The 22,735-nt window shown below is 67.5% G+C and carries 22 protein-coding genes; 5 read left to right on the forward strand and 17 right to left on the reverse strand.

Features of this window, described 5'->3' with window-relative positions; all coding sequences use genetic code 11:
* Nucleotides 1-107: 107 nt before the first annotated feature.
* The 10 genes from Q1B24_RS16210 to Q1B24_RS16255 are packed head-to-tail and all read right to left on the reverse strand — an operon-like array spanning nucleotide 108 to nucleotide 10,825.
* Nucleotides 108-1,436 (reverse strand): hypothetical protein, encoded by a 1,329-nt coding sequence (locus Q1B24_RS16210; RefSeq protein ID WP_299930988.1) that lies wholly within the window; start codon nucleotides 1,434-1,436, stop codon nucleotides 108-110.
* Nucleotides 1,433-2,572: a non-hydrolyzing UDP-N-acetylglucosamine 2-epimerase gene (wecB, locus tag Q1B24_RS16215; RefSeq protein ID WP_299930990.1), complete on the reverse strand. Its 1,140-nt coding sequence runs from the start codon at nucleotides 2,570-2,572 to the stop codon at nucleotides 1,433-1,435. The genes Q1B24_RS16210 and wecB overlap by 4 nt, the downstream gene beginning before the upstream one ends.
* Nucleotides 2,569-3,687, reverse strand: coding sequence for an NAD-dependent epimerase/dehydratase family protein (locus tag Q1B24_RS16220; RefSeq protein ID WP_299930992.1), 1,119 nt, complete (start codon nucleotides 3,685-3,687; stop codon nucleotides 2,569-2,571). Before Q1B24_RS16220 ends, wecB begins: the two co-directional genes overlap by 4 nt.
* Entirely contained in the window at nucleotides 3,684-4,595 is a 912-nt protein-coding gene (locus Q1B24_RS16225) for an NAD(P)-dependent oxidoreductase (protein ID WP_299930994.1), read from the reverse strand. The genes Q1B24_RS16220 and Q1B24_RS16225 overlap by 4 nt, the downstream gene beginning before the upstream one ends.
* Nucleotides 4,592-5,824 carry a glycosyltransferase family 4 protein gene (locus tag Q1B24_RS16230; RefSeq protein WP_299930996.1) on the reverse strand — a complete coding sequence of 411 codons (1,233 nt, stop codon included), beginning with the start codon at nucleotides 5,822-5,824 and terminating at the stop codon, nucleotides 4,592-4,594. Before Q1B24_RS16230 ends, Q1B24_RS16225 begins: the two co-directional genes overlap by 4 nt.
* On the reverse strand, nucleotides 5,821-6,672 hold the full coding sequence (locus Q1B24_RS16235; protein ID WP_299930998.1) for a formyltransferase family protein: 852 nt from the start codon (nucleotides 6,670-6,672) through the stop codon (nucleotides 5,821-5,823). The genes Q1B24_RS16230 and Q1B24_RS16235 overlap by 4 nt, the downstream gene beginning before the upstream one ends.
* Nucleotides 6,673-6,683: 11 nt before the next feature.
* Nucleotides 6,684-7,226: a sugar transferase gene (locus Q1B24_RS16240; RefSeq protein WP_299931000.1), complete on the reverse strand. Its 543-nt coding sequence runs from the start codon at nucleotides 7,224-7,226 to the stop codon at nucleotides 6,684-6,686.
* Nucleotides 7,227-7,249: 23 nt separating this feature from the next.
* Nucleotides 7,250-7,948, reverse strand: a complete 699-nt coding sequence (locus Q1B24_RS16245) for a PIG-L deacetylase family protein (protein WP_299931002.1) — start codon at nucleotides 7,946-7,948, stop codon at nucleotides 7,250-7,252.
* A 38-nt stretch (nucleotides 7,949-7,986) separates the two neighbouring features.
* Nucleotides 7,987-9,006: a polysaccharide biosynthesis protein gene (locus Q1B24_RS16250; RefSeq protein ID WP_299931004.1), complete on the reverse strand. Its 1,020-nt coding sequence runs from the start codon at nucleotides 9,004-9,006 to the stop codon at nucleotides 7,987-7,989.
* Nucleotides 9,007-9,049: 43 nt separating this feature from the next.
* Nucleotides 9,050-10,825, reverse strand: a complete 1,776-nt coding sequence (locus tag Q1B24_RS16255) for a nucleoside-diphosphate sugar epimerase/dehydratase (RefSeq protein ID WP_299931006.1) — start codon at nucleotides 10,823-10,825, stop codon at nucleotides 9,050-9,052.
* A gap of 613 nt (nucleotides 10,826-11,438) precedes the next feature.
* Here Q1B24_RS16255 and Q1B24_RS21875 point away from each other — a divergent pair.
* Together Q1B24_RS21875 and Q1B24_RS16260 are read left to right on the forward strand one after the other, a co-directional pair.
* Nucleotides 11,439-12,584, forward strand: coding sequence for a nucleotidyltransferase family protein (locus tag Q1B24_RS21875; protein WP_366916520.1), 1,146 nt, complete (start codon nucleotides 11,439-11,441; stop codon nucleotides 12,582-12,584).
* Between the two features lie 25 nt (nucleotides 12,585-12,609).
* Entirely contained in the window at nucleotides 12,610-14,037 is a 1,428-nt protein-coding gene (locus Q1B24_RS16260; RefSeq protein ID WP_299931008.1) for a helix-turn-helix domain-containing protein, read from the forward strand.
* A gap of 60 nt (nucleotides 14,038-14,097) precedes the next feature.
* Here Q1B24_RS16260 and Q1B24_RS16265 read toward each other — a convergent pair whose 3' ends face one another.
* Complete coding sequence (locus tag Q1B24_RS16265; RefSeq protein ID WP_299931011.1) at nucleotides 14,098-14,223, reverse strand: hypothetical protein; 126 nt, start codon at nucleotides 14,221-14,223, stop codon at nucleotides 14,098-14,100.
* 286 nt (nucleotides 14,224-14,509) lie between these two features.
* On the opposite strand from Q1B24_RS16265, the gene Q1B24_RS16270 reads away from it, so the two are divergent.
* Nucleotides 14,510-15,268 (forward strand): hypothetical protein, encoded by a 759-nt coding sequence (locus Q1B24_RS16270; RefSeq protein WP_299931014.1) that lies wholly within the window; start codon nucleotides 14,510-14,512, stop codon nucleotides 15,266-15,268.
* A gap of 34 nt (nucleotides 15,269-15,302) precedes the next feature.
* Here the strand turns inward: Q1B24_RS16270 and Q1B24_RS16275 are convergent, their stop codons facing one another.
* Nucleotides 15,303-15,860: a hypothetical protein gene (locus Q1B24_RS16275; protein ID WP_299931016.1), complete on the reverse strand. Its 558-nt coding sequence runs from the start codon at nucleotides 15,858-15,860 to the stop codon at nucleotides 15,303-15,305.
* A gap of 234 nt (nucleotides 15,861-16,094) precedes the next feature.
* On the opposite strand from Q1B24_RS16275, the gene Q1B24_RS16280 reads away from it, so the two are divergent.
* Nucleotides 16,095-17,498 (forward strand): polysaccharide biosynthesis tyrosine autokinase, encoded by a 1,404-nt coding sequence (locus tag Q1B24_RS16280; RefSeq protein WP_299931018.1) that lies wholly within the window; start codon nucleotides 16,095-16,097, stop codon nucleotides 17,496-17,498.
* 163 nt (nucleotides 17,499-17,661) lie between these two features.
* Nucleotides 17,662-18,597 (forward strand): hypothetical protein, encoded by a 936-nt coding sequence (locus Q1B24_RS16285; RefSeq protein ID WP_299931019.1) that lies wholly within the window; start codon nucleotides 17,662-17,664, stop codon nucleotides 18,595-18,597.
* 10 nt (nucleotides 18,598-18,607) lie between these two features.
* Here Q1B24_RS16285 and Q1B24_RS16290 read toward each other — a convergent pair whose 3' ends face one another.
* The 5 genes from Q1B24_RS16290 to Q1B24_RS16310 form a co-directional block, all read right to left on the reverse strand.
* Nucleotides 18,608-20,095, reverse strand: a complete 1,488-nt coding sequence (locus Q1B24_RS16290; protein WP_299931021.1) for a cell wall metabolism sensor histidine kinase WalK — start codon at nucleotides 20,093-20,095, stop codon at nucleotides 18,608-18,610.
* Nucleotides 20,096-20,281: 186 nt separating this feature from the next.
* Nucleotides 20,282-20,587, reverse strand: a complete 306-nt coding sequence (locus tag Q1B24_RS16295; protein ID WP_299931023.1) for a DUF1416 domain-containing protein — start codon at nucleotides 20,585-20,587, stop codon at nucleotides 20,282-20,284.
* Entirely contained in the window at nucleotides 20,587-21,450 is an 864-nt protein-coding gene (locus Q1B24_RS16300) for a sulfurtransferase (RefSeq protein ID WP_299931025.1), read from the reverse strand. Before Q1B24_RS16300 ends, Q1B24_RS16295 begins: the two co-directional genes overlap by 1 nt.
* A 23-nt stretch (nucleotides 21,451-21,473) precedes the next feature.
* Nucleotides 21,474-21,950 (reverse strand): DUF4395 domain-containing protein, encoded by a 477-nt coding sequence (locus Q1B24_RS16305; RefSeq protein WP_299931027.1) that lies wholly within the window; start codon nucleotides 21,948-21,950, stop codon nucleotides 21,474-21,476.
* 285 nt (nucleotides 21,951-22,235) lie between these two features.
* Nucleotides 22,236-22,703, reverse strand: a complete 468-nt coding sequence (locus tag Q1B24_RS16310; RefSeq protein WP_299931029.1) for a thioredoxin family protein — start codon at nucleotides 22,701-22,703, stop codon at nucleotides 22,236-22,238.
* Between the last annotated feature and the right edge of the window lie 32 nt (nucleotides 22,704-22,735).

The raw sequence follows: 22,735 nt of genomic DNA on the forward strand, positions 1-22,735 counted from the left end.
CAACAGCCGGTCCTCAGGCCAATCAGCGAACATGGACTGCAGGGTCAAGCCGGAGTTAGTTGGGGTTCCGATGGGTTCGAACCCCGTGTGTAGAACCCTGGGGTAGCTCATACCATCGCCTCTCGCAACCTTGAATTATCCGTAGCCTTGTCAATCGCTCTCAAGTACCCGACCCTGCAGGCGTAAAGGAGCACGCATGCATAGAATGTCGCCGAAACCCACGGTATCCATCGAGTTCCGTACTCTGCACTGACGTACCACTTTGCAGGCAACGCCAAGATCAGCATGCTGTAAGCAACCAGCTGGGGACCCAGAACTTCGGCGCCATTCTGGACCATGAAACCGGGTCCAGTCACCGTCTGTAGAACTACCCAGACCGCGAGGCCGCCCCACAAGACCGCGTCGAAGCCCACGTTGCCACCGAGCCACCGCTCGACCGCTGCCTCCCCGATCACCAAAACCAGAAGTGACGCCACCGTCACGGCGGCGGTACTGGCGAGAGTCATCCTCACGGTGATGCGCCGGATCCACGCAACGTCGCCGTTCGCAACGGCACGTGAATGGAGCGGCCATAAGGGAATCGCGAGCATGACGCTCAGCGAGCCTACAGTCACGAAGATGCGGTAAGGAATGACGTATTGAGGCACGGCCGCCACGCTGTCGACCTGAGCCACAATCCATGGGTCCACCGAGAGCGATAGGGTCATCAGCACGGACACAGCCAGGAAGCGACCCCCAGAACGCAGGAGAATGCTGGCCTCGGAATACCTAAGGTTGCGAAGGCGGGGCATCAACTGCCGTCCGCGACGCGTCACGCCGTAGAAGTGCAGGGAGTTAACGACCGAAACGGCAACAGGGGTCAAGGCGGCAGCCGCCACGAAGTATGTGGGCGAATCGTATGCGCCGGCCACGGCGACCATGGCGCCGAACGCAAGGATGCTCCCGAGCGTCTGCCAGAGGTTTGACACGGCCTGATGTCCCACTGCGTATTGCACGCGCACGATCAGAGAGACCGGCATCTGAATCAAGACGGCGACGAGCGTGAATACGACAATCAGCTCGATCGCTCGGGAACCCTCGACACCCAGCAGCATGCCAAGGTCCACTGCAAGCCAGAGTCCTAACACAACGGCTGTCGCAACAGCAGCTATGGATCCGACGACCGCATAGCCAGATGCCACTACCCGCTTCTCCTCGGCCGCCGTCAAAGATCCCGTAGCCAGCTTGGTCATCAGCCCGCTACCCACGCCGAGATCGGCGAAGGCAACAAGCGAAGTAAGGGCAAGCGTCGTTGCCCACGCCCCGTATCCCTCGGCTCCCAACTCCTTCAACGCGATTGGAATAACGAGAAGCGGCAGCGCGGCTGCGACGACACGATTGAGCAACGATGTCCCGAGCGCAGCGGACAGCTTGCGTCCGGGGGCAGGGTTGCTCATCGACGCTCAGCATTGGGTGCCTTGATGCCTGCCCAGTCGTGATGCCGCCCGGCCGTCGAGGCAATGAAGCGCACGACGCGATTCGAGGTGTCAATCACGTCGTAACCGTGCGGGATGGACGTAGCGATCGGGCCGTCATCCATGGCCATCCCCACTCCGCGAACGACGTCTTCCGTGTCGAGGCCGGTCATAATGATGGATCCACTGTCGAGGGCCTCAGGACGCTCGATTGAATCCCGAAGGGTCACAGCTGGGAAGCCCAGGATTGACGACTCCTCCGAGATCGTTCCAGAGTCGGAGAGCACGCATGCTGCTTCGATCTGGAGCTTGTTGTAGTCGTTGAAGCCGAAAGGCTCCATGAAGTCGATGCCGCTCAGGTCCGTTTTACTGTCGAGCGACTCGAGTCGCTTACGGGTTCGAGGGTGAGTCGACACGACGACGCGCTTTCCCCACTTCCCCCGCACGGCCGCCAGACAATCGAGCAGCTTCTGCAGGCGCTCCGGGTTGTCGACGTTTTCCTCGCGATGCGCGCTCACGAGGAAGTACTCCCCCGACGTGAGCTCGAGCCGATCGAGCGCGTCCGAGGCGTCGATCTGGTCGCGGAACTCCTCCAGCACCTCGCGCATCGGCGACCCGGTGACGAGGATCCGGCGCGGGTGCAGGCCCTCGTTGAGCAAGTTGCGGCGGGCGTGCTCAGTGTAGGCAAGGTTAAAGTCGGCGACGTGGTCGACCAGGCGTCGGTTGGTCTCCTCGGGCACGTTCTCGTCGAAGCAGCGGTTGCCCGCCTCCATGTGGTACGTCGGGATGCGCATGCGCTTGCCCATCACCGTGGCGACACACGAGTTGGTGTCACCCAGGACGAGCAGCGCGTCCGGCTTTTCCTCGAGCAGCACCTTCTCCGTACCGACGAGCACGCCACCCAGGACGTTGCCCAGGCTGGAGGTGTCGACACCCATGTAGTGGTTGGGCGCCCGTAGCCCGAGGTCGTCGAAGAACACTTGGTTGAGCGAGTAGTCGTAGTTCTGCCCTGTGTGCACGAGCACGTGCTCGATGCCCTCGGTGGCGTCCAACCGCTTGATCACGGCAGCGAGCCGGATGATCTCCGGACGGGTGCCGACGACCGTCATGACCTTCATGTGGATGCCTCCATGGCAATGGTCTCCGGGAACTGATCCGGCTTGTCCGGATCCAGTAGTTGATCAGCCCAGAACAAGGTCAGCAAGTCGGAGTCGCCCACGTTGCGGATGTTGTGGACCCACAACGTCGGCATGTCGACGAAGGTCGGTCGGTCGCCGCTCACCCGCACCGTGACCACCTCGTCGTGAAGAAGGCGTCGGAGTTCGATCTCTGCCTCGCCGCTCACGACCACGAAGCGCTCGATCTTGTGCAGGTGGTAGTGCTCACCTCGCTTCTGACCAGGCTTCGTCGTCGACGCGTACGCCATCCCGGTGCCGCCGTGGGATCGGACGACCTCAAAGAGCTCGCCCCGAGCGTCGGAATGAACGTTGGGACGAGCGCCGAGTCCATCCGTGAACGCGGCAGCGCGATAGGTGTTGAACAGATTGAGCGTCAACTGATCGGCGACGTCCGGAATCTCTCCTCGGGCGCCGTAGAGCTCGTGAAACTGCTGAAAGGTCTGCAAGACCTTGCTGATGGCTACGGATTCGCCTGGAACGACCTGGTGAACGTCGGTGCCAGCAGCACCGATGAGCGCAGCAGCTGCGTCCTGGGCGTGCAGGAGCGGGATCTCGCGGTCACCGGTGACGTTGGGCGTGCGACCGGCTACCACCTCGTGCGCGAATGTCGCAACGAAGGAGTTGTAGCCGGGGCGCCCATGCTCCCCAAAGAGATTCGGCAACAGCAGGTCGGCGAAGGAGCCGCCCACTTCGTCGATGACTGCTTGGAGGATCGCTCCGGCACGTGCCTTGCCTTGCCCGTACGGGTTGTCGAGCCCAGCCTGCACCGAATTGGCATACACCAGCTCAACCGGATTGCCGTTGGCGCGTATCGCCGCCGCCAACTCCTCGGCCAGCTCAACGTTGCCGCGCTCGACCGCGTCGTCGGACTCGGCCCGGTTGACCCCGGCGATGTGGATGACGCGATCCACCCCCGCCAGCTTCGACGCCAGCCTCTCCGCTTCCGCGAAGTCGTCGCGACCTAGACGAACCGCGTCCACCTGCTCCAGCGCACGCAGGCGACACGCGGTGTGCCAGCCGAGGAAGCCGAAGCCTCCAGTAATGGCGATGCTCACACAATTCCCTTCCAGCGTTCCATTCCCACGGGCGCCGTCCAGCGCCCGGTGAGCCACCCATGCTCTTGTTCCTGACCGAACCACAGCAACTCGATCCGTCGTGCCATGCCTGCCACCCGCGACGAACGACCACCCATCGAGAACAGCACCGCGAGAAGAGCCCGCGCCACTGGCTCCGGCACGTGAAGCGGCCTATGACTGCCCAACATCTCAAGCAGCGAGGCAGTGGTCAGGCCCTCCCCAGGATGCAACACCACAGGGGGCGGCACCTCTTCGGTGAGGGTCACGAAAGCGATCGCGTCCGCCACGTTCTCGGCCAAAACCTGCGGCGTCGGTCGCTCCCCCTGGCCCGCCACGCAGGCGAAGCGAGATGCGGCCACCCGCGCCAACTGCTGGGTGATGCGTCGGCCCGGGCCCTGCACTGAGGTCGGGCGGTACACCACCGCATCGAGACGCACCCCGCGCACTACCTGCTCACCGAGTGCCTTTGCCTCTGAGTAGTCGCTGAACGGCGCTGCGTCCTCGCTCTCGTCCAGCACAGGGCGGCGCCCCTGCACGGCCGCAGAACTGACGTGCAGCACGCGCGACTCGCCGGGCGCGGCGAGCGCGACCACACCGGGGAGCAGCGCGTCCGCGCCGTACAGAGCGTCACCACCGCCGGTGGCGTCGGCCACCCCTGCCGCGTTGACCACGGCGGCGCACCCGATCAGCTCTCCACGCATGGACTCGACGACCGTCACGACGCCGGGCGACGCCAGCTCCGCCTGCAACTCCTCCACGGACCGCGCGGCAGTCAGAAGGCGCGGCGCGCGCACAGCGACCACCTCGGCGCCGCGCGACCGTAAGGCGTCCGTCACATGCCGACCCACAAAGCCCGAGGCTCCCAGCACCGCCACACGCGCCGTCACGACACGCTCTCCACCGCTCGGGAGAGCACCTGTTCCAAGCGCTCCGCACCTGCCGCGGCGGACAGCTCCTCGACGTAGGCGCGCCGCGCGTTGGCCCCCCACCGGCCGCGGGCCTCCTCACCAGCATCGACCATCCGGACGAATGCCTCCGCCAGCGCCATGTCCGTCTCCGGCGGCACCACGACCCCGCTGTCCGTCTCCGCGACCAATCGCGCGGCGTCACCCGCCACAGCGCACACGATCGGGGACCCACACGCCATCGCGGCTTGGATCTTGCTCGGGATGGTGCCGGCGAACAGCGGCAGGTCACGCAGGGACACCAGTTGCGCGGCAGCCTCGGCCATCAATCTCGGCATCTCCTCCATCGGCCGGCTGCCCAGGAACAGCACCCGGTCGTCCACCCCAAGCCCGCAGGCCATCCGCTCAAGACCGGGCCGCGCTACTCCGTCGCCAACGATCGCCAGACCGATGTCAGGGCGGCCGCTCAACAGGTGCACCGCTCGTATCGCGTGCTGCAGGGCCTGAAGCTCGCCCACCCCGCCCGCGTACATCAGCCAGGTACGGTCAGCGGGCAAGGTCCGCTGCCACTCCCCGGCGGCCGGAACGAAGGTCTTTTCGTCCACCCAGTTGGGCACCGACACCGGCGGGGTGGTCGCGCCACGACTTGCCAGCGTCTCGGCCATCGTCGGGCTGATCGCCACCACGCCGGAGGCGTGGTGGTACAGCTTCCGCAGCGCCCGGTTGATACCGCGCTCGACCGCCGCGCTCGCCTTGTCGTTGCCGATGAACCCGCTCGCGACCACCGTCTCGGGCCACAAATCCTGCACGTAGAGCACGTAGGGGATCTTGGTCATGAGCTGCAACGCCCAAGGTGCGAGCCCGACCGTGGCCGGCGTCAAGTAGGTGAGCACCACGTCGCGGTCCCGAAGCCAACCGACCTGCGTGCACGCGGACACGGCGAAGCTGGTCAGGGTAAGCGCGCGGCGCAGGGCGCTCTGGTCGTGGCTGGGGACATCGGGCACGCGCAGCAGTTCGATCCCGTTGTGAGTCTCGCGTAGACGCAACTTCATCGAGTAGCCGGAGTGAACACGGCCCTCTGGGTAACTCGGAAACCCTGTCAGGACTCGCACGTCGTGTCCTCGATCTCGCAGCGCCTCTGCAATAGCAGTCGGGTGTGCGCCTGAGCCGCGCTCGGGCTCGTACCACTGGCTGATGATGCCGATCTTCACTGACAGCCCTCGCCGGCGGTCAGCCGCTCCACGTCGTAGTCGGTAGCGGTGTACGCGCCCGACGCCGTACGGATCACGAGTCCAGCGACGTTCTCTCCGATGTGTCCTTGCCATATTCGAAGTTTTTCAGTCGACGATGTCTTGACGAATGCCCCGGGATACGGCCGCGTCAGAGCTCGCACATGGCGATCGACCTCCGCCGCGCTCATCTGTTCGGGGCGCAACTCTCCATCGTCCGGCGTCCTGCCGGGCCACTCCGTTGCCTGCGACTCATCCTGAGCGGTCAATCGGATCGTCCCGTCGGCGACTCCCGGAAAGGTTTCTCGAATCAACGTCCGATGGGCCTCAATGACTTTGTTGTAGAGAGTTCCCGATGTCTCGTCGGCCTCGATTGGCACCTGGACTTGTCCGAGAATCGGCCCGGTGTCGACACCTTCGTCCAGCTTGAACATCGTGACACCCGTTTCCTCGAGGCCCTTGATGATGGCCCACGGAATGGATGCACGACCGCGGCCGACCGGGAGCAGCGTCGGGTGGATTCCGAGCACGCCCTTAGCTGGGGTACCCAAGATCTCGGTCTTGGCGATCTGGCTCCATCCGATGACGTAAAGCCAATCGAGTTCCGCCCCGCGCACCGCCGCCACGGCGTCGTCGTCGTTCATATTGCGAAACTTGTGCAACGGAATGGCATGCGCGCTGGCGAAGTCGTCGAGGTAGACGCGACCCGACTTGTTCGGGGCGATGTGGTCACTCAATGTGCCGAGATACACCAGGTTGGCGCCAAGGGTCGCCAGTTCCTCGAGACAGCTCTCGCCGAGACGGACGCAGGTGATGAAGCCGATACGCACAGCAGGTGTCCTCAGTAAGTGGGCGGAGGCTTGAACAGGTACCCCACGGTCGAGACGAGGATTTTGATGTCACCCCGCAGCGTGATGCGTGCGGCGTACTGGTTGTCGTAGACCGCCTTCGCAGATTCGGTCATTCCATCGTAGGCACGGACCTGTGCCAGTCCCGTGAGACCGGGGCGTGCGGCATGGGCCGGCCCTTGGGCCCGTTCGTCGATCAGGGTGGACTGCGTCGGCAAGGCCGGTCGCGGGCCAACCAACGTCATGTCGCCGCGCAGGATGTTGAAGAGCTGGGGTAGCTCATCGACATTGAGCCGCCGGATGACCGTCCCCACCTTCGTGACCGTCGCGGTGCCCATGCCGGCGGAGGGGGCCACCTTCGTCCCTGAGGGCATGCTTCGGAACTTCAACACCGTGAACACACGCCCGCCTTGACCGACTCGACTCTGGCGGTAGATGACGGGCGCTCCGTCCTCGATCCTGATCGCCGAAGCAGTGACCAGGAGCACGGGACCGAGCAGGACCGTGGCGACCCCGGACAGCAGAAGGTCGAGCACGCGCTTACCGAATCGGGCGTACATCAGCGGACCACCGAACCCAGGTCCAGGTAGGCAGTCTGAAACGCCTCGGCGTGCTCCAGCCCCGCAGCCCCGCCGCGGACTGCAGCAAGTCCAGCAAGACCCTCGGGACTGCGCGGGTGCGGATACGGCCGCATCACGTCGCGATATGCCGCCAACGCGCGTGTCTTCGCGTCGACGCCGTCGAGGCCGATCTCGAAGAAGGTGTCCGGGGCAAACACGTCGCCCCCTCGAAAGGCCCAGTCGGTCGCCGACAGGATCTCCATGTAGTGCAGACTCCTGAGCGGCGGCACGTCCGTCCCACGCTGGGCGAGCCGAGCAGCAGCTTGAGTCGCCACGGACACCTGGCGGTGGTCGTCATTGAGGTCGCCCGGATGTGAAGTGAAGATGCGCGTCGCCTGCGTCTCGACGATCGCACCCTCTACGAACTGCACGAGCTCGAGATGCGGGACCGTGTTCATCTGAATGTTTGGGAAGTCACCCAATATAGGCGTCCCAATTCCGAGGATTTCGGTTGCGCGAGCCATATCGTCCGCCAGCGCTGTGTCGGTGGGACGGTAGTTGCGGGCGCCGACCTGACCACACAAGATCGCCGCTCGCACCGCGACGCCGCGCTGCGCGAGCCGGTAGGCGGTTCCTCCGCAACCTAGGACATCGTCGTCCGGGTGCGCGACGACGATCAGCACGTTGTCGTCGGTCATGGTCTCTTTCTTGTGAGGGAGCGAAGCGGGCACATCCATCAACCGATAAGACTGCGAAATGCTGGCAGCTGCATCAGCAACTCCACCACGCCGTCGACGTTCAGCCGCTCGGTGTTGTGTGAGTGGTAGTCGTCCATGTCCGACTCCCGGCGATCACCCTCGTCGAAGTACTCGCCGTAATTCAGATCGCGGGCGTCAACCGCGACACGAAAATACTCTCCTTGGTCCTTCGAACGAGTGAGTTCCTCCCGCGTCGCGAGAGTTTCATAGACCTTTTCACCGTGGCGCGTGCCGATGACCTTGATCTCGGGTTCCACCCCCATAGCAGCACCGACCGCCTTGGCGAGATCTTCGATAGTGCTCGCCGGAGCCTTGCGAATGAAGAGGTCACCTGGCCTGGCATGACCGAAGGCATGCTCGACCAAAAGGACGGCTTCGTCCAGCGACATGAGGAAGCGGGTCATGTTCGGGTCCGTCACCGTAAGCGGATTGCCAGCACGGATCTGCTCGACGAAGAGCGGGATGACCGATCCGCGGGACATCATCACGTTGCCGTAGCGAACGGTGGACACGACGGTCTCGGCGGTCGGGTTGTTGCGGGCGAATGCCTGCGCGACCTTCTCCATCATCGCCTTGGACATGCCCATCGCATTGACCGGATAGGCGGCCTTGTCGGTGCCGAGGCAGACGACCGACCGGACCCCGTTGGCATTGCTCGCCTCGATGACGTTGCTGCTGCCGAGCACGTTGGTCTTCATGGCTTCCATGGGGAAGAACTCGCAGCTCGGCACCTGCTTGAGCGCCGCTGCGTGGAAGACGTAGTCCACGCCTCTCGTGGCGCGGTCGACGCTTTCATAGTCGCGAACGTCGCCTATGTAGAACCGTACGCGGTCGTCAGCGAGCCTGTTCCGCATGTCGTGCTGCTTCAGCTCGTCGCGGCTGAGGATGCGCACCTCGCCGACGCCCGAATCGAGAAGCCTCCGAACCATGGTGTGGCCGAATGAGCCGGTGCCGCCAGTGACAAGAACAGTGGAATGGGAATCGACAGGCGTCGACACGTGGGATTTCTCGCTTTCAGAGATGGGGGTTGTTGTGGCTGAATCAGCTGGCCCAGTGGGCGGCCGGGTCGGGCAGGTGCACCCAATCCTCGAATGCCTGGAGCATGCCCAGGTGTGTCGACTCGAGGTCGAAGGACCGGACGACGTCGGCCGCGAGCGGGCTTACCTCTGCGTGAGACACCAGCGGGTGCTTGGACCGCTCGTCACTCTCCGCGCCACCGAAGAGGTTCTCGTGCAGCTTCTCGCCTTCGCGGAGCCCGGTGTAGACGATCTCGATGTTCTTGCCGGACATGGCGATCAGCTGGCGCGCGACGTCGACGATCTTCACGGGCTCGCCCATGTCGAGGATCATCACCTCGCCGTCCTCGCCGATGGCGCCAGCCTGGATGACAAGCTGGACTGCCTCTTCGACCGTCATGAAGTAGCGCGTGACGTCGGGGTGGACCACGGTGACGGGCCCGCCGGCTGCGATCTGGGCGGTGAACGTGTGCAGCACCGAGCCACGAGAACCGAGCACGTTGCCAAAACGGACGCTGATGTACGCGCCGTCAGCCTGCTGAGCCATGGCGGCGGTCAGGCGCTCGGCGATGCGCTTGGAGTAGCCCAGGACGCTCTTGGGGTCGGCAGCCTTGTCGGTGGAGATGTTGACGAACGTCTCGACACCGAAGTCCGCGGAAGCCTGCAGCACGTTGGCCGTGCCGAGCACGTTGGTCTTCATCGCCTCGTGCGGATACTGCTCCAGCATCGGCAGGTGCTTCAGCGCCGCTGCGTGGAAGACCACCTCGGGCCTGCGCTCATCGAAGATGCGTCGCAGCGCGGCCTGGTCGCGGATGTCGTTGAGGACGACGTCGTCGCTGTCGAGCAACGCCCGGCCGTGGATGGAGAGCTGCACTGCGTGGAGGGCAGACTCGTCGCGATCGAGCATCATCAACTCAGCGGGACCGTAACGGTGCAGCTGGCGACACAGCTCCGAGCCGATCGATCCGCCCGCGCCGGTGACCAGGACCCGTTTGCCGGTGACATAGCCCGCGATGGCGGCGATGTCCGTCTCGACAGCGGCCCGCCCGAGAATGTCGCGCATGTTGACGTCCCGGACGTCCCGGACGTCCGCGTGCGCAGCGAAGGACTCCGCGAAGGGCGGCAGCACCTTGATGGCGATGCCCAGTTCGGCAGCACGGTCGACCAGCGGCTTGATGACGTCCTTGCTCGCGCTCGGGATCGCCACCACGATGCTGGTGGCGCCTGTCTCCCTGACCACACGCTCCAGATCGGCGGTGGTGCCGAGGACGGGCACCCCGAAGTGACGGCGATTGCGCATCCAGGGGTCGTCGTCGAGGTAACCGACAGGGACGAGCCCGGCCTCGGGTCGGGATCGCATGGAGTGCACGAGGCGCGCCCCGCTGGCTCCTGCCCCGATGATCACCGCGCGCTCGTCGGTGTCGCTGCTGGGCGGCACGAATCGATGGGTGCCCTGTCGCCATACAGCGCGCACGGTGAGCATGACGAACAGTCCGAGGAACGTGCCCGAGAGGGGCACGCTGCGAGCGACCCAGTGCGGATCGGACGACGCGTTGGCGACGAACACCACGAGCCCTGCCAGCGCGGTAGCTGACCCGAGCATGATGGTCTCTTCGTTGGTGGCGACGCCGACGCGACCCAGGTAGACCCGGGTGGTCAGACCGAGGATCCACTGCAAGATGATCGCCGCGAGCACTACCCCGGCCACCCCGGCCCACACCGTCGGTGCCAGATCATCGCCGTAGCGAAGCATGACGCTCGCGAAGTAGGCGACTGCCAACGCCGCGGCGTCGAAGGCCATCAACACCAGCGTGCGCCGAGTGCGCACGCTGGACTGAAGCTCGGTACGTGTCATGACTCCCCCACGAAGTACTGACGTCGAATGTTCGGGTGACTTCCCGCCCCTTTGCGAAGTGTCACACGGTCCGACTTCGTGGTGCGTGCTTCCCGACAAACTGGCGAGAGGATCGTACGTCAAACTAGGCTTGACGACGCATTCCCGTCTCGGTCTTCGGCGAATTCCACCCCCTGGGGGGTGCGAGCCCGTGACGCCCTCGTGCGAACGCGGGATCGGCCACACGTGCCACGTCTACACTCCCGACCATGCGCGGTGGCGACCAGTTGTGAGAGTGGTGCGCGCTCAGCTCCGCGATCTCTACGTCGAGGCCGACCGCTCTGTCGCGATGGTGGGCGAGAACGTGGTCGTGCTGTCCGAGGTAGCGACATCGATCCTCTCTGCCGTCCCTGCCGAGGGTAGTGCGCAGCTCGCGTACATTGTCGACTTCGTCGTGGCGGAGCATGGCGAGCCCCCACCACCAGCGAATGCGGAGTCACTGACGCGTCGCCAGGTCCTCGACCTCGTCGCTCACCGCGTCCTCGACATTGCGACTGAGGGCACCGACGCGCAACCGGGCATGGGTAATTCGCCCGAGCAGGTCCTCGCAGTCGTGCAAGACGCCCTGCGAAGAGCCCTCGCCTCACAGCACGGGTCGCCATGGACGCTTGCCCCTGGCATCAGTGAGCGGGCGTTCGCGCAAGCAGTTCAGCGACAACGGGTCACCTCACAGCTCGTCACGCGTCTTGGGGACACCTTGCCCGCAGAAGTTCGGGCTCATCACGCTGCGCTCACGACGGCCAGTGACGGGACAGCGCGCGACCTCCACCAAGTGCTCGAGCTCTTCACCGCCGCGGGGGTTCGTGTATTGGTCTTCAAAGGTATGGCCCTCGCTGCTCAGGCGTGGGGCGACGAGACCGCCCGCGGCTTCGGCGACCTCGATCTCCTCGTATCACCACCTGACCTAGAGCGAGCGCACCACGTGTTGCGCGAGGCTGGGTGGCGCACGAGCAACGTCTACCCCACGCCCGGACCCTCGTGGGGGTGGAGACAGTTCTGTCGCAGCGAGTGCGAGATGACCTTCCAGCGTGGGCGCACTGATATCGATCTGCACTGGCATGCCCTTCCAGCTCGAGGAGCATTCCCAGAGTTCGAGGAGTTGTGGGCACGCCGGGAGAACGTCAACATCAGAGGACGGCGCGTGCCGACTTTCGGATTCTTCGACGCCCTTGCTCACTCAGCTAGCCACAGCGCCAAAGATCACTGGCGCTGGTTGCGAGGCATCGCGGACGTTCACAGGTTGATGTCGGACCCCCGGACATGGGCCGCGGCGGATCGGCCGTTGCGCGGTGACCAGCTGCTCACACTCGGGGTCGCTGCGCAGCTTCTTGGGATCCCTGACGGCTCACCACGGGTGGTCATTGATGCCGCAAGAGCGTGTCAGAGGGTGCTTCCGCGCGTCCAGATAGTCCAACTCATGCCCGAGCGAAGCTCTGCCCAGGACTGGGTCCCCGGACGGGGGACGCTCGAGACAATGACGCCCCTGTGGCATGCGCGAGTGCGGCCACAGGAGTTCGTTCGCCGGCTCTCGAGCAGCGCGATGCCACCCTGGGCTCTCGCCGAGGAGACATCAGTCCACGCCTACACGGCCGCCCCGCGGGTTCTCCTACTCCGCGCGTCGGAGGTCGGACGCCGGATCCGGCAACGAGGCTTGCGCCTTCTCTGACCTCTTCCAGGTCCTCAGCGACCGGTTGCCATCCGCGGCACATCTTTTTGCCAGAATTCAACAACTCTTCCGTACTACCAGCCACAATGTCCGAATGGATGCTCGCCAGGCTGAACTTCTCGCTCAGGCCGACCAGTACGAGCTGGGCCGCCGACTGCGCTCGATCCGCGTCGCTCGTGGATTGACGCAGGGCGATGTGGTGGGCGACGCCATTTCGGTCGCCTACCTGTCGCGCCTCGAGACCGGCGCGCGCCGCCCCACCGTGAAGGTCCTCAGCGCGCTTGCAGCCCGGCTCGACGTGTCCATCGACTCCCTGCTCGAGAGCGAACGCGGCCCAGATCCGGACGAGCTTCGCCTCGCCCTCGACTACGCCGAGCTCGCCCTGGAGTCGGGTGAGCCCACCGAAGCAGCGCAGCACATCGACACCGTTCTCAGCCGCCTCGACGAGCCGGCCGGGCCCGGCATCGAGGAACGAGCTCGACTCCTGCACGCCCGTTCGCTCGAGGCGAGCGGTCGCGAGGACGATGCGGTCATCGAGCTCGAGGGCCTGCTCGAGCGCGACTCGCTGAGCGGACTCAGCCGCATCAAGGCCGGCATCGCCCTGAGCCGAATCCACCGCGAGACCGGCGACCTGGGGCGCGCCATCACGTCTGGCGAGGAGGTCCTGTCGCAGCTGAGGCTCGCCGGCCTTGAGGCCAGCGACGAGGCCGTTCAGTTGTCGGTCACGGTGGCAGCCGCCTACTTCGAACGAGGCGACACCGCCCACGCGGTACGTCTGTGTACGAAGGCCATCTCGCAGGCAGAGACCCTCGACTCGCCGCGCGCCCGCGCGTCGGCGTACTGGAACGCCAGCGTCATGCAGGCCAACCGCGGTGATATCGCAGCAGCGGTGCCCCTTGCCGAGCGGGCGTTGTCGTTGCTCGGCGAAGGACAGGACGCGCGCAACCTGGCGCGGCTGCGCACCGAGGTCGGCCGCCTCCAGCTCGAGCTCGACCCGCCCGCCGTCGACGAGGCTCGGGAGAACCTGACCCGGGCGGTCTCCGAGATGGAGTGGAGCAGCGCCTCCCCGACCGATCGCGCCTGGACCCTCCTGGGCTTGGCGAGGGCGGCGTTCCTGTCGGGCGAGCTCGAGCAGGCGCGCGACCTGATCGGTGAGGTGGAGACCACGTCGAGGGGCCATGCCCCGCTCGCCGAAGCAGAAGCGCTGACCCTGGCGGGCCGCACCTGCGCGGAGGAGGGCCGGATGGCCGAGGCTGCCGACTTCTACCAGCAGGCGGTGCTGCGCCTGTCGGCCATCGGCGCCGACAAGGCCGCAGCCCAGCTGTGGTTCGACCTGGCCAGCCTGCTCGAGAGCGTCGACCTGTCCGAGGCCGCCCGCGACGCCTATCGTCGCGCAGCGGCCTCGACAGGTCTGCGCACTCGTACGGCGGTCGTGTCCCCGGTCAACGCGTGAGCTGACGCGCGGTCTCGGGCCGCGCGTGCGGGTCGACGACCTGGATGGGTGGCTCGACGCTCAGCAGCACCACACGTTGCGCATCTGGACGTCCTCGCGCGGCGCCGCGACGGCGGGAGCAGAGGCCGTGCCGGCGATGCTGACGAGGGCTGCGGCGGCGACGACGATGCGAGCGATGTTCTTCATGGGGTGACTCCTCGGGTGGGGTGTGGGCTGACCGAGCGTGGCAGCAAACCGCCCGCTCGCGGCGATTGTGTCAAAAATGCTGCGGAGCCGCGCTGGGTCTGGCAAACTCAGTCAAGACAGATTGGCAAACGCCCCCGCCGAGATGTCCGCTCGCGAAGTGCCCCCACATCCGAGCCGAAAGATGCGCTTCACCCCACGAAGCGCCCGGAGCCCCCCGCACCCCACGCGGGGGGCCCATTCATGTGAAGCCCGGTTTCCACTGATCGACCCACCTACTGTTGTGGTCATGTCCCCCGCAGTGGAGCCGACGGACCTCAGCGTCGTTGCACACGTCTCGGCCTTCGGCGTCGTCGTGCCCATCCGGGCGTCCGGGGAGCTGAGCGGGCCGGTGCTCGCAGCCTGGCGCGACGCGCTGACGGACGCCGACCCGACCGCTGCAGCTGTCGAAGCAGGCGGACCCGACGCCGAGACCGCGCTGCACCACCTCTCACCGGCCGTGACGACGCGAGCGATCGACGCACGGGCCGGAGACCTGGTCATGCTGCACGCCGCTGCCCTCGCCGACCCGTCCACCGGCCGCACCGCGGTGATGGTCGCTGCGTCGGGCACCGGGAAGACGACGGCTTCCGTCACCTTGGGCAAGACCTTCGCGTACCTCACCGACGAGACCGCAGCCATCACGCCGGACGGCATCGTGCTGCCCTACCGAAAGCCGCTGTCGATCATCGATGGAGGCCACTTGAAGAAGCAGGTCGCGCCGTCGGAACTCGGCCTGCTCGGGCTCGACCGTGAGTGCCGGCTGGCAGCGCTGGTCGTGATCGACCGCGACCCGGGGCACGACGGGGAACCACTCGTGGAGATGCTCGAGACCGTCGATGCCATCGCGGCGATCGCACCCCAGTCGTCCTACCTGCCCAGCATGGACAAGCCACTTCACCGGCTGGCAGAGCTGATCCACCTCGTCGGCGGGGCACGGCGCGTGACGTACGCCGAGTCGGCTGACCTGGCGCCGGTGCTCAGCGAGCTGCTGGCCGCCGCCGCGTGACGATCGACGCCGCAGCAGGCGCCGCCGGGTCCACTCAGGCGGGCTTCCAGGTGCCGGTCTTCTCGCCGAGCATGACGGAGCCGTAGAAGAACCGGACGGTCATCGAACCCCCCGAGTTGTTCGCACCCTTGAAGTTCGGCGTGAAGGTCAGCACGTCGTTGGGCTCGAGAGGGTCTTGGACACCCTCGTACGTGGCAGCGAAGTTCCTGCCGGACCCGCTCGTCGTCCAGACTCCGCCGGCGCTCGACACGGTGAACTCGACGTTCGTCGGCGAGTTCTCGCTGAGGATGATCTCGATGTTGAGATCAGCGAGGTCACCGGTGCCCGTGTTGGCGAAACGCAGGTCCTGCCACTTGACGTGCTTCACGCTGTTGCTGTCCCGGTCGTTGTACTTCACCGGCGTCTCGTTGTTGATGGCCGTGGTCAGCGCCCCGGTGAACGTCAGAGGCGCCGTGCCGCCCGACGCTGCGGCGATGTTCGGCGTCGCGACGACGACGGTGACCGCCGATGCGGACCACGCTGCCCCACGCAGCGCGGTCCGACGGCTGATGCCCGAAGACGGGCGTGACTGACTGGTGAGCTGATCGCTCATTCTGGTGCCCCCACCTGAAGTTGTGAGTGGTCGCCCCCGACCACTGCCGGTCAGCATCTGCCGTCCGGGTGATCGGAACGCTATACATCGAAACCGCCGACCCCGCCGCGTTTTACTGGAAAGAGGGTTTGGTCGCTGAAAGTTGTACTTCTCCACGGGCACCCTCAATCGCGGGACGCCCCTCGCGCGGGGACCTACGATTCTGGAGACGTCCCGGCTATCGGAGGGGGAGCCGTGGAGCTCGCTGACTACCTGCGCATCCTGCGCAACCACTGGATCGCCGTGACGGCGTTCGTCCTGGTGGCGGCGCTCGCCGCCTTCGGGTGGAGCAGCCTCCAGCCCAAGGTCTACGCCGCCAGCTCGTCGGGCTTCGTGACCTCCGGCGGCGGCGGCGACCCCGGCCTCGACAGCCTCAACGACTCGCTGTCCAAGTCGCGCGCGGCGTCGTACGTCGTGCTGGCGAAGGACCGCGAGACCGCGTCGCTCGTCATCGACGACCTCGGCCTCGACACCTCCCCCGAGGGCCTCGTCGGCAGCATCGACGCCGCCCAGACGCCCGACACCGTCATCATCTCGATCACCGCCCGCGCCGGCACGCCCGAGGAGGCGCAGCAGCTCGCCGACGCCTGGGTGGGCGCGCTCGCCGAGCGGGTCAAGGACATCGAGGCCGGCAAGTCCAGCGGCAGCCAGGGCCAGGGCATGCGCATCGAGGTCTCCGAGTCCGCCCAGCTCCCGACGAGCCCGGTCTCCCCGCAGGTCGAGCGCAACGTGCTCCTCGGTGCCGTGCTCGGCGCCCTCCTCGGCCTCGGCTACGCCGTCGTCCGCTCGCTGCTCGACCGCCGCATCCGCTCCAGCGAGGACGTCGAGCGCGACACCGGCGTGCCCGTCGTGGGCTCGGTCCCCGACGTCGGCAAGGCACCCGGCATCTTCGTCGGTACGTCGACCGGCACCGCCGCGCTCGCGGCCGAGGGCGTACGCCGCCTGCGCACCAACCTCTCCTACATGGACGTCGACAACCCGCCCCGCGCGATCGTCGTCACCAGCCCCAAGCAGGGCGACGGCAAGTCGACCGTCGCGGCCAACCTGGCCGCCGCCATCGCCGGCTCCGGTCAGGTCGTGACCCTCGTCGACGCCGACCTGCGCCGGCCCACCGTCGCGGCCACCGCCGGGGTCGACGACACCGTCGGCCTCACCGACGTGCTGACCGGCCGCCTCGAGCTGGCCGACGCCCTCCAGTCGCACCCGACCATCGAGGGCCTCCAGGTGCTCACCTCCGGCTCGCGCCCGCCCAACCCCAGCGAGATCCTCGGCTCGCAGGCCATGCGCGGCGTCATCGCCGACCTCACGGCCAAGGGCATCGTCATCATCGACGCTCCCCCGCTGCTCCCGGTGACCGACGCTGCTGTCGTCGCCCACGCGGCCGACGGCGCCTTCGTGGTGGTCTCGGCCGGTCGCACGCTCGACACCGAGCTCGACAACGCCCTGGGCCACCTGCGCACCGTCAACGCCCGCCCGCTCGGCATCATCCTCAACCGGGTGTCGAAGCGCACCGTGGGCGCCGGCAACTACGGCCACTACGGCTACGGCACCGACGACTACGTCGAGAGCAGCAGCAGCCGCCACAAGCCCAAGGGCTGACGCAGCCCGGGCGAAGGTCTGGTCCAGCGGACCAGACCGGTCGCGGGTCGGATCAAGGTTTCCCGCACGTTCCCAACAGCCCGGCTGCAACGCCCGGAAGTCGACCTACGCTCGCCGAACCGGCCCGTGGGGGTGCCGGCTTTCGCCGATGTGGGGGTACACCGTGTCCGATCCGACACGCACGGGATCGACCGTGCTCAGCAGACGGGCCGCCGTCCGGGGAGCCGTCTGGGCCCTGCCCGCGGTCACCGTCGCGACCGCCGCACCGGCCTTCGCCAACACCTCGGGGCGGCCCGTGATCACGGATCTCGTCGCCTCCTACGTGCCGGGCCAGCCGGAAGAGCTCACCGTGTCGGCGACCGTCACCGGCTTCGACGCGAGCTATCAGCTGGCGCTCACCATCCCCGCCGGGCTCTTCGAGAGCGTCGGCTCGGCGACGGCCTCCGGGCCGACCAGCACGGGCCTGGACACCAGCCACACCGTGCTCTTCACCGGCACCACGTCCGACTTCCGGGCGAAGCTCATCCTCGGGTCGCAGACCGAGCTGCCGTGGCGAGGATTCCACGGTGCGGCCTTCACCCTCAGCGCGATCGCCCTGTCGGGCGCCCAGCAGTCCGACCCGACGCCGGCGGCCGTTCCGCCCTGCGACATGCCCACCGCTCCGCTCAGCACCGAGGCGACCGCGGCCGCCACCCTCGGGCGCCTCTCCGCCTACGGCATCGCTGCCGACTACGGATACCCCGGGGTGATCGGGAGGATCGTCCTCGTCATCTCGGTCCCCAAGGTCGCCGGCGCAACCAAGCCCGAGACCGCGGGCATCCACAGCGCATGGACGCGCACCGACGTCGTCGAGGGGTCGGACAGGTGGCTCTACCGCTTCACGACGACGCAGTCGCACCACACCTCCAGGACCGGTCCGCAGGCCGGCAACTCCGACCGCGGTCCCGCCCCCGATGTCTCCGGCGGAGGTCACTACGAGTTCTGGGCCGACATGCAGGGCATGCCGCCCTCGCTGGTCAACAGCGACGCGGTGTTCAACTTCTCCGTCGAGGGCGACGCTGATGCGCGGTTCTGGCGGCTGGGGACCATCATGGCCTGAGGGGCACGGCTCAGCGGGGCAGCAGCACGCAGACGCTGGTGCCCTCGCCCAGGGTGCTCTCGAGCGACACCACCCCGCCGTGGGCCTCGACGATGCTGCGCACGATCGTGAGGCCGAGACCGGTGCCGGACACCTGGCGGCGACGGGCATTCTCCCCGCGGTAGAACCGGTCGAACACCTGCTCCACCTCGCTCGCGTCGATGCCGGTGCCCTCATCGGTGACCGTCAGCACGACGTGCTCCGCACGCACGGCCAGGTCGACCGTGACGACGCAGCCCTCGTGGCTGTAGGCGATCGCGTTGCACAGCAGGTTGTCGAAGACCTGGCGCAGGCGCATCCCGTCGGCGACGGCCGGCAATGCGTCGGGCACGCTGGCCGAGATCCGCACCCCCCGGCTGTCGGCGTCGAGGGACGCCGCGTCGACCGCCTCGCACAGCAGCACGGCCAGGTCGACGCGGTAGGGGTCGACCAGCGGCGAGCCCGCCGAGACCCGCGTGGTGAAAAGCAGGTCGGCGACCAGGTGCGAGAGCCGGAGCATGTTGCGCCGGGCCGCGGTCACCTGCTGGTGGCCCTCGGGCGTGACGTCGGTCGACTCGTCGAGCAGCTCGAGGTAGGCCAGCGCCGCCGTGAGCGGCGTACGGAGCTCGTGCGAGATCGTCGAGACGAACTCGTCCTTCACGCCCATCGCACGCACCAGGTCGGTGACGTCGTGGTAGGCCAGCACCGCGCCCGTCAGCTCACCCGACCGGTCGAGCAGCCGGCGCGCGGAGACCGAGAGCGCCCGGCGCGAGTGGGGGTCCTCCCCCACCCACAGGCGTACGTCGTCGAACTCCTCGCCGCGCGTGGCCCGCACCGACGGCATGTCGGCGCGGGCCAGCAGCTGCTGGTCGGCGTCGTAGGCGAACCCGGCCTGTCCCGCGCGGCCGTGGTGGCCGTGGGGGAAGGCGAGGTCGAGGAACTCGCGGTGCCGGCCGTTCGTGGCGACGTAGCGGCCCTGGGCGTCGATCTGCAGCAGCCCGACGGCGACGCCCTCGAAGACCGCCTGGGCCGTACGACGATCCGCATCCGCCGCGGCCTCCGCGGCGTCGAGCCGGTCGACGAACGCCTGGCGCTCGCTGAGGTCGACGATCTGGGAGATGAAGTGGATCGGGGTGCCCATCGGGTCGCGCAGCAGCGCGACGGACAGGTCGCCGACCAGGATGCCGCCGTCGGCGCGGAGGTAGCGCTTGGTGATCCGGTAGGAGCTGATCTCCCCGGCAAGCGTCTGCGCGAACAGGCGCAGGTCGGTGTCGAGGTCGTCGGGGTGGGTGATGTCCTGGAAGGACAACGTGGCGAGCACGTCGGCGTCGTGGCCGAGCATGTCGCACAGCGCGACGTTGGCCGTCACGAAGCCGCCCGACGGGGACACGATGGCCATCCCGACCGGCGAGTGCTCCATCGTCAGGCGCCAGAGCTCGTCGGTCTCGAGTGCGGGCGCGGGCGCCATCTCAGCGACCATCACCCACCTGCTCTCTCCACGACACAGCCCGGAACGCGGCGCACAGCCCGAAGCGCCACGGTAGGTCGCGCGCGGCCCCGCCGCCGGAGGTGTGGCGGAACAGTGGCGAAAATGAGAGGAACGCCCCGCACTGAGCGTGCGGGACGTCCCTCCTGTGGTCTGGACCAGCCGAGGCCGAAAGGAGTGTCAGGCGCTGACGAGCACCTGCACCTCGGCGACCGAACCGGTCGCGGCGACGACGCGGGTGTCGACCGGCTGCGCCTTCGGCGCGAGCGTCCGCAGGGTCCACTCGCCGTCGCCGGCGAAGAAGCGGAAGTGTCCCGTCGCGGACGTCGGCACCTCCGCGGTGAACTCGCCGCTGCGGTCGAGCAGCCGGACGTACGCGTTGGCGACGGGCTCGTCACCGCTGCGCAGCACCTGGCCCTGGATCACCGCCTCCTTGGCGACGTTGACGCCGTCGAGCGACAGCCCGCCCTCGGTCGCGCCGCACATCAGGCACGCACCTTGTCGGCCGAGCCCGGCTCGTCGCCGAGGGCGACCGGGACGCCGACCAGCGAGCCGTACTCGGTCCACGAGCCGTCGTAGTTCTTGACGTTCTTGCGGCCGAGGAGCTCGGTCAGCACGAACCACGTCAGCGACGAGCGCTCACCGATGCGGCACAGGGCGATGGTGTCCTTGTCGGTGTCGAAGCCGACCTCGTCGTAGAGCTTGGTCAGCTCCTCGTCGGACTTGAAGGTGCCGTCGTCGTTGGCGTTCTTGCTCCACGGCACGTTGACCGAGGTCGGGATGTGGCCGGCGCGCTGGGCCTGCTCCTGAGGGAGGTGGGCCGGGGCGAGCAGCCGGCCGGCGTACTCGTCGGGGCTGCGCACGTCGACGAGGTTCTGCGTGCCGATCGCGGCGACGACCTCGTCGCGGAAGGCGCGGATCGAGGAGTCCTGCTCCTGCGCGGTGTACGACGTCGCGGCGCGGGTGGGGAGCTCGTCGGTCAGCTCGCGGGAGTCGAGCTCCCACTTCTTGCGGCCGCCGTCGAGCAGCTTGACGTCGGAGTGGCCGTAGAGCTTGAAGTACCAGTAGGCGTAGGCGGCGAACCAGTTGTTGTTGCCGCCGTAGAGCACGACGGTGTCGTCGTTGGACACCCCGCGCTCGGACAGCAGCGCCTCGAACTGCTCCTTGTCGACGAAGTCGCGGCGGACCTGGTCCTGGAGGTCGGTGGTCCAGTCGAGCTTGATGGCTCCCCGGATGTGGCCCTTGTCGTAGGCGGTCGTGTCCTCGTCGACCTCGATGAGGACGACGCCGTCGGTGTCGAGGTTGTCCTCGACCCACTGGGCGGTGACGAGCGAGTTCTCGCGGCTCATGGTTGGTGTACTCCTTGTTTCGGTCAGACGGTGGCGATGAAGCGGCGGACGAGCAGGTAGACCTCGCATCCCAGGCAGAAGGCGAAGACGGCGTTGAGCAGGGCGGCGACGAGCGCGAACCCGACGGCCACCTGGGCGACGACAGTGGCGCCGGCCGCAAAGGCGACCAGCCCGACGAGCGCGAAGGCGAGGCCGACGCCCTGGGCGAAGCGCGGCGGCTCGGGGGCCTCCCACTCGGTGGGCGGCGCCAGGCGGGGGCGTACCAGCGTGCGGAACAGCCAGGCGTGCGGCGTGGCCTGCACCCCGCGCACCGCACCCACGGCGAACAGCACCGCCTGCACGGCGAGCAGCGCGGCGGCGTACGGGGTCGGGAGCAGCAGGACGGCCACCAGGACGACGGCGGTCAGGGCGGCGGCGAGCTGCGGGCCGCGGGGGTCGATCGCGCCGGCGGGGCGGCGGTCCGAGTCGGGGGTGACGCGGGGCGTGGCGGTGGTGGTCATGTCTCTCCTGAGGTCGGTCGGCACGGCGGGGCCGGGCGCGCCGGAACGACCCGGCGCACGGGTCCCACCGACCGAGCGAGGTCCGGCAACGACGAGCCGGACGGGAGGGCTCAGGTGAGCGGCGGGACCGCTACGACATTCGACACAGCGCCGAGCGCACGCGGCAGTGGTCCACTGCGCGGCGCTTGGTGAGCATGGTCGAGGACATGACGACGACCCTAGGCGCTGGCACCGCTGCCACCTTGCCCCGTCTCACCATGTGACCCACCCATCCACATCCTGAGATCAGACGCGCGCGAGTGCGGTCAGGACCTGGTCGCGGGTCGGCGCCCCGGTCGCCCGGGTGACCTCGGCGCCGGACGCGTCGAGCACGATCGTCGTGGGCGTGCGGAGGATCCCGAGGGTGCGGGTGGCCTCGAGGTGGTGCTCGGCGTCGATCTCGACGTGGGCGACGCCGTCGACCAGCCCGGTCACCTCGCCCAGCACCCGCCGGGTGGCGCGGCACGGCGCGCAGAACGCGCTGGAGAACTGCAGCAGCGTCGCCCGCTCCCCCAGCTCCTCGCCCACCGCGGCGACCAGGTCGGCGCCGGGGGGTCTCGTGACGGGCGCCGGGGCGCCCTCCTCGACCAGCGGGTCGGCGGGACGGCGTACGACGTGGGTGCCGCGGAAGCGGCCGTCGGTCGCGGCGCGCCAGAGCCCGAAGGCCAGCGCCACCACGGCAGCAGCGACGACGATCCAGGCTCCGGTGCTCACACCCGCCCAACGACGACGTACGCCCGATTTGT

The sequence above is a fragment of the uncultured Nocardioides sp. genome (assembly GCF_947488025.1).
Taxonomy (GTDB): Bacteria; Actinomycetota; Actinomycetes; order Propionibacteriales; family Nocardioidaceae; genus Nocardioides.

What these genes read in the sequence shown, in the direction of transcription:
- Q1B24_RS16270 (WP_299931014.1), top strand. Translation starts at nt 14,510, where the DNA reads ATGTCCCCCGCAGTGGAGCCGACGGACCTCAGCGTCGTTGCACACGTC.
- Q1B24_RS16300 (WP_299931025.1), bottom strand. Translation starts at nt 21,450, where the DNA reads ATGAGCCGCGAGAACTCGCTCGTCACCGCCCAGTGGGTCGAGGACAAC.
- Q1B24_RS16305 (WP_299931027.1), bottom strand. Translation starts at nt 21,950, where the DNA reads ATGACCACCACCGCCACGCCCCGCGTCACCCCCGACTCGGACCGCCGC.
- Q1B24_RS16210 (WP_299930988.1), bottom strand. Translation starts at nt 1,436, where the DNA reads ATGAGCAACCCTGCCCCCGGACGCAAGCTGTCCGCTGCGCTCGGGACA.
- Q1B24_RS16255 (WP_299931006.1), bottom strand. Translation starts at nt 10,825, where the DNA reads ATGGCCTTCGACGCCGCGGCGTTGGCAGTCGCCTACTTCGCGAGCGTC.
- Q1B24_RS16290 (WP_299931021.1), bottom strand. Translation starts at nt 20,095, where the DNA reads ATGGTCGCTGAGATGGCGCCCGCGCCCGCACTCGAGACCGACGAGCTC.
- Q1B24_RS16265 (WP_299931011.1), bottom strand. Translation starts at nt 14,223, where the DNA reads ATGAAGAACATCGCTCGCATCGTCGTCGCCGCCGCAGCCCTCGTCAGC.
- Q1B24_RS16295 (WP_299931023.1), bottom strand. Translation starts at nt 20,587, where the DNA reads ATGTGCGGCGCGACCGAGGGCGGGCTGTCGCTCGACGGCGTCAACGTC.
- wecB (WP_299930990.1), bottom strand. Translation starts at nt 2,572, where the DNA reads ATGAAGGTCATGACGGTCGTCGGCACCCGTCCGGAGATCATCCGGCTC.
- Q1B24_RS16275 (WP_299931016.1), bottom strand. Translation starts at nt 15,860, where the DNA reads ATGAGCGATCAGCTCACCAGTCAGTCACGCCCGTCTTCGGGCATCAGC.
- Q1B24_RS16245 (WP_299931002.1), bottom strand. Translation starts at nt 7,948, where the DNA reads ATGACCGACGACAACGTGCTGATCGTCGTCGCGCACCCGGACGACGAT.
- Q1B24_RS21875 (WP_366916520.1), top strand. Translation starts at nt 11,439, where the DNA reads ATGGGTAATTCGCCCGAGCAGGTCCTCGCAGTCGTGCAAGACGCCCTG.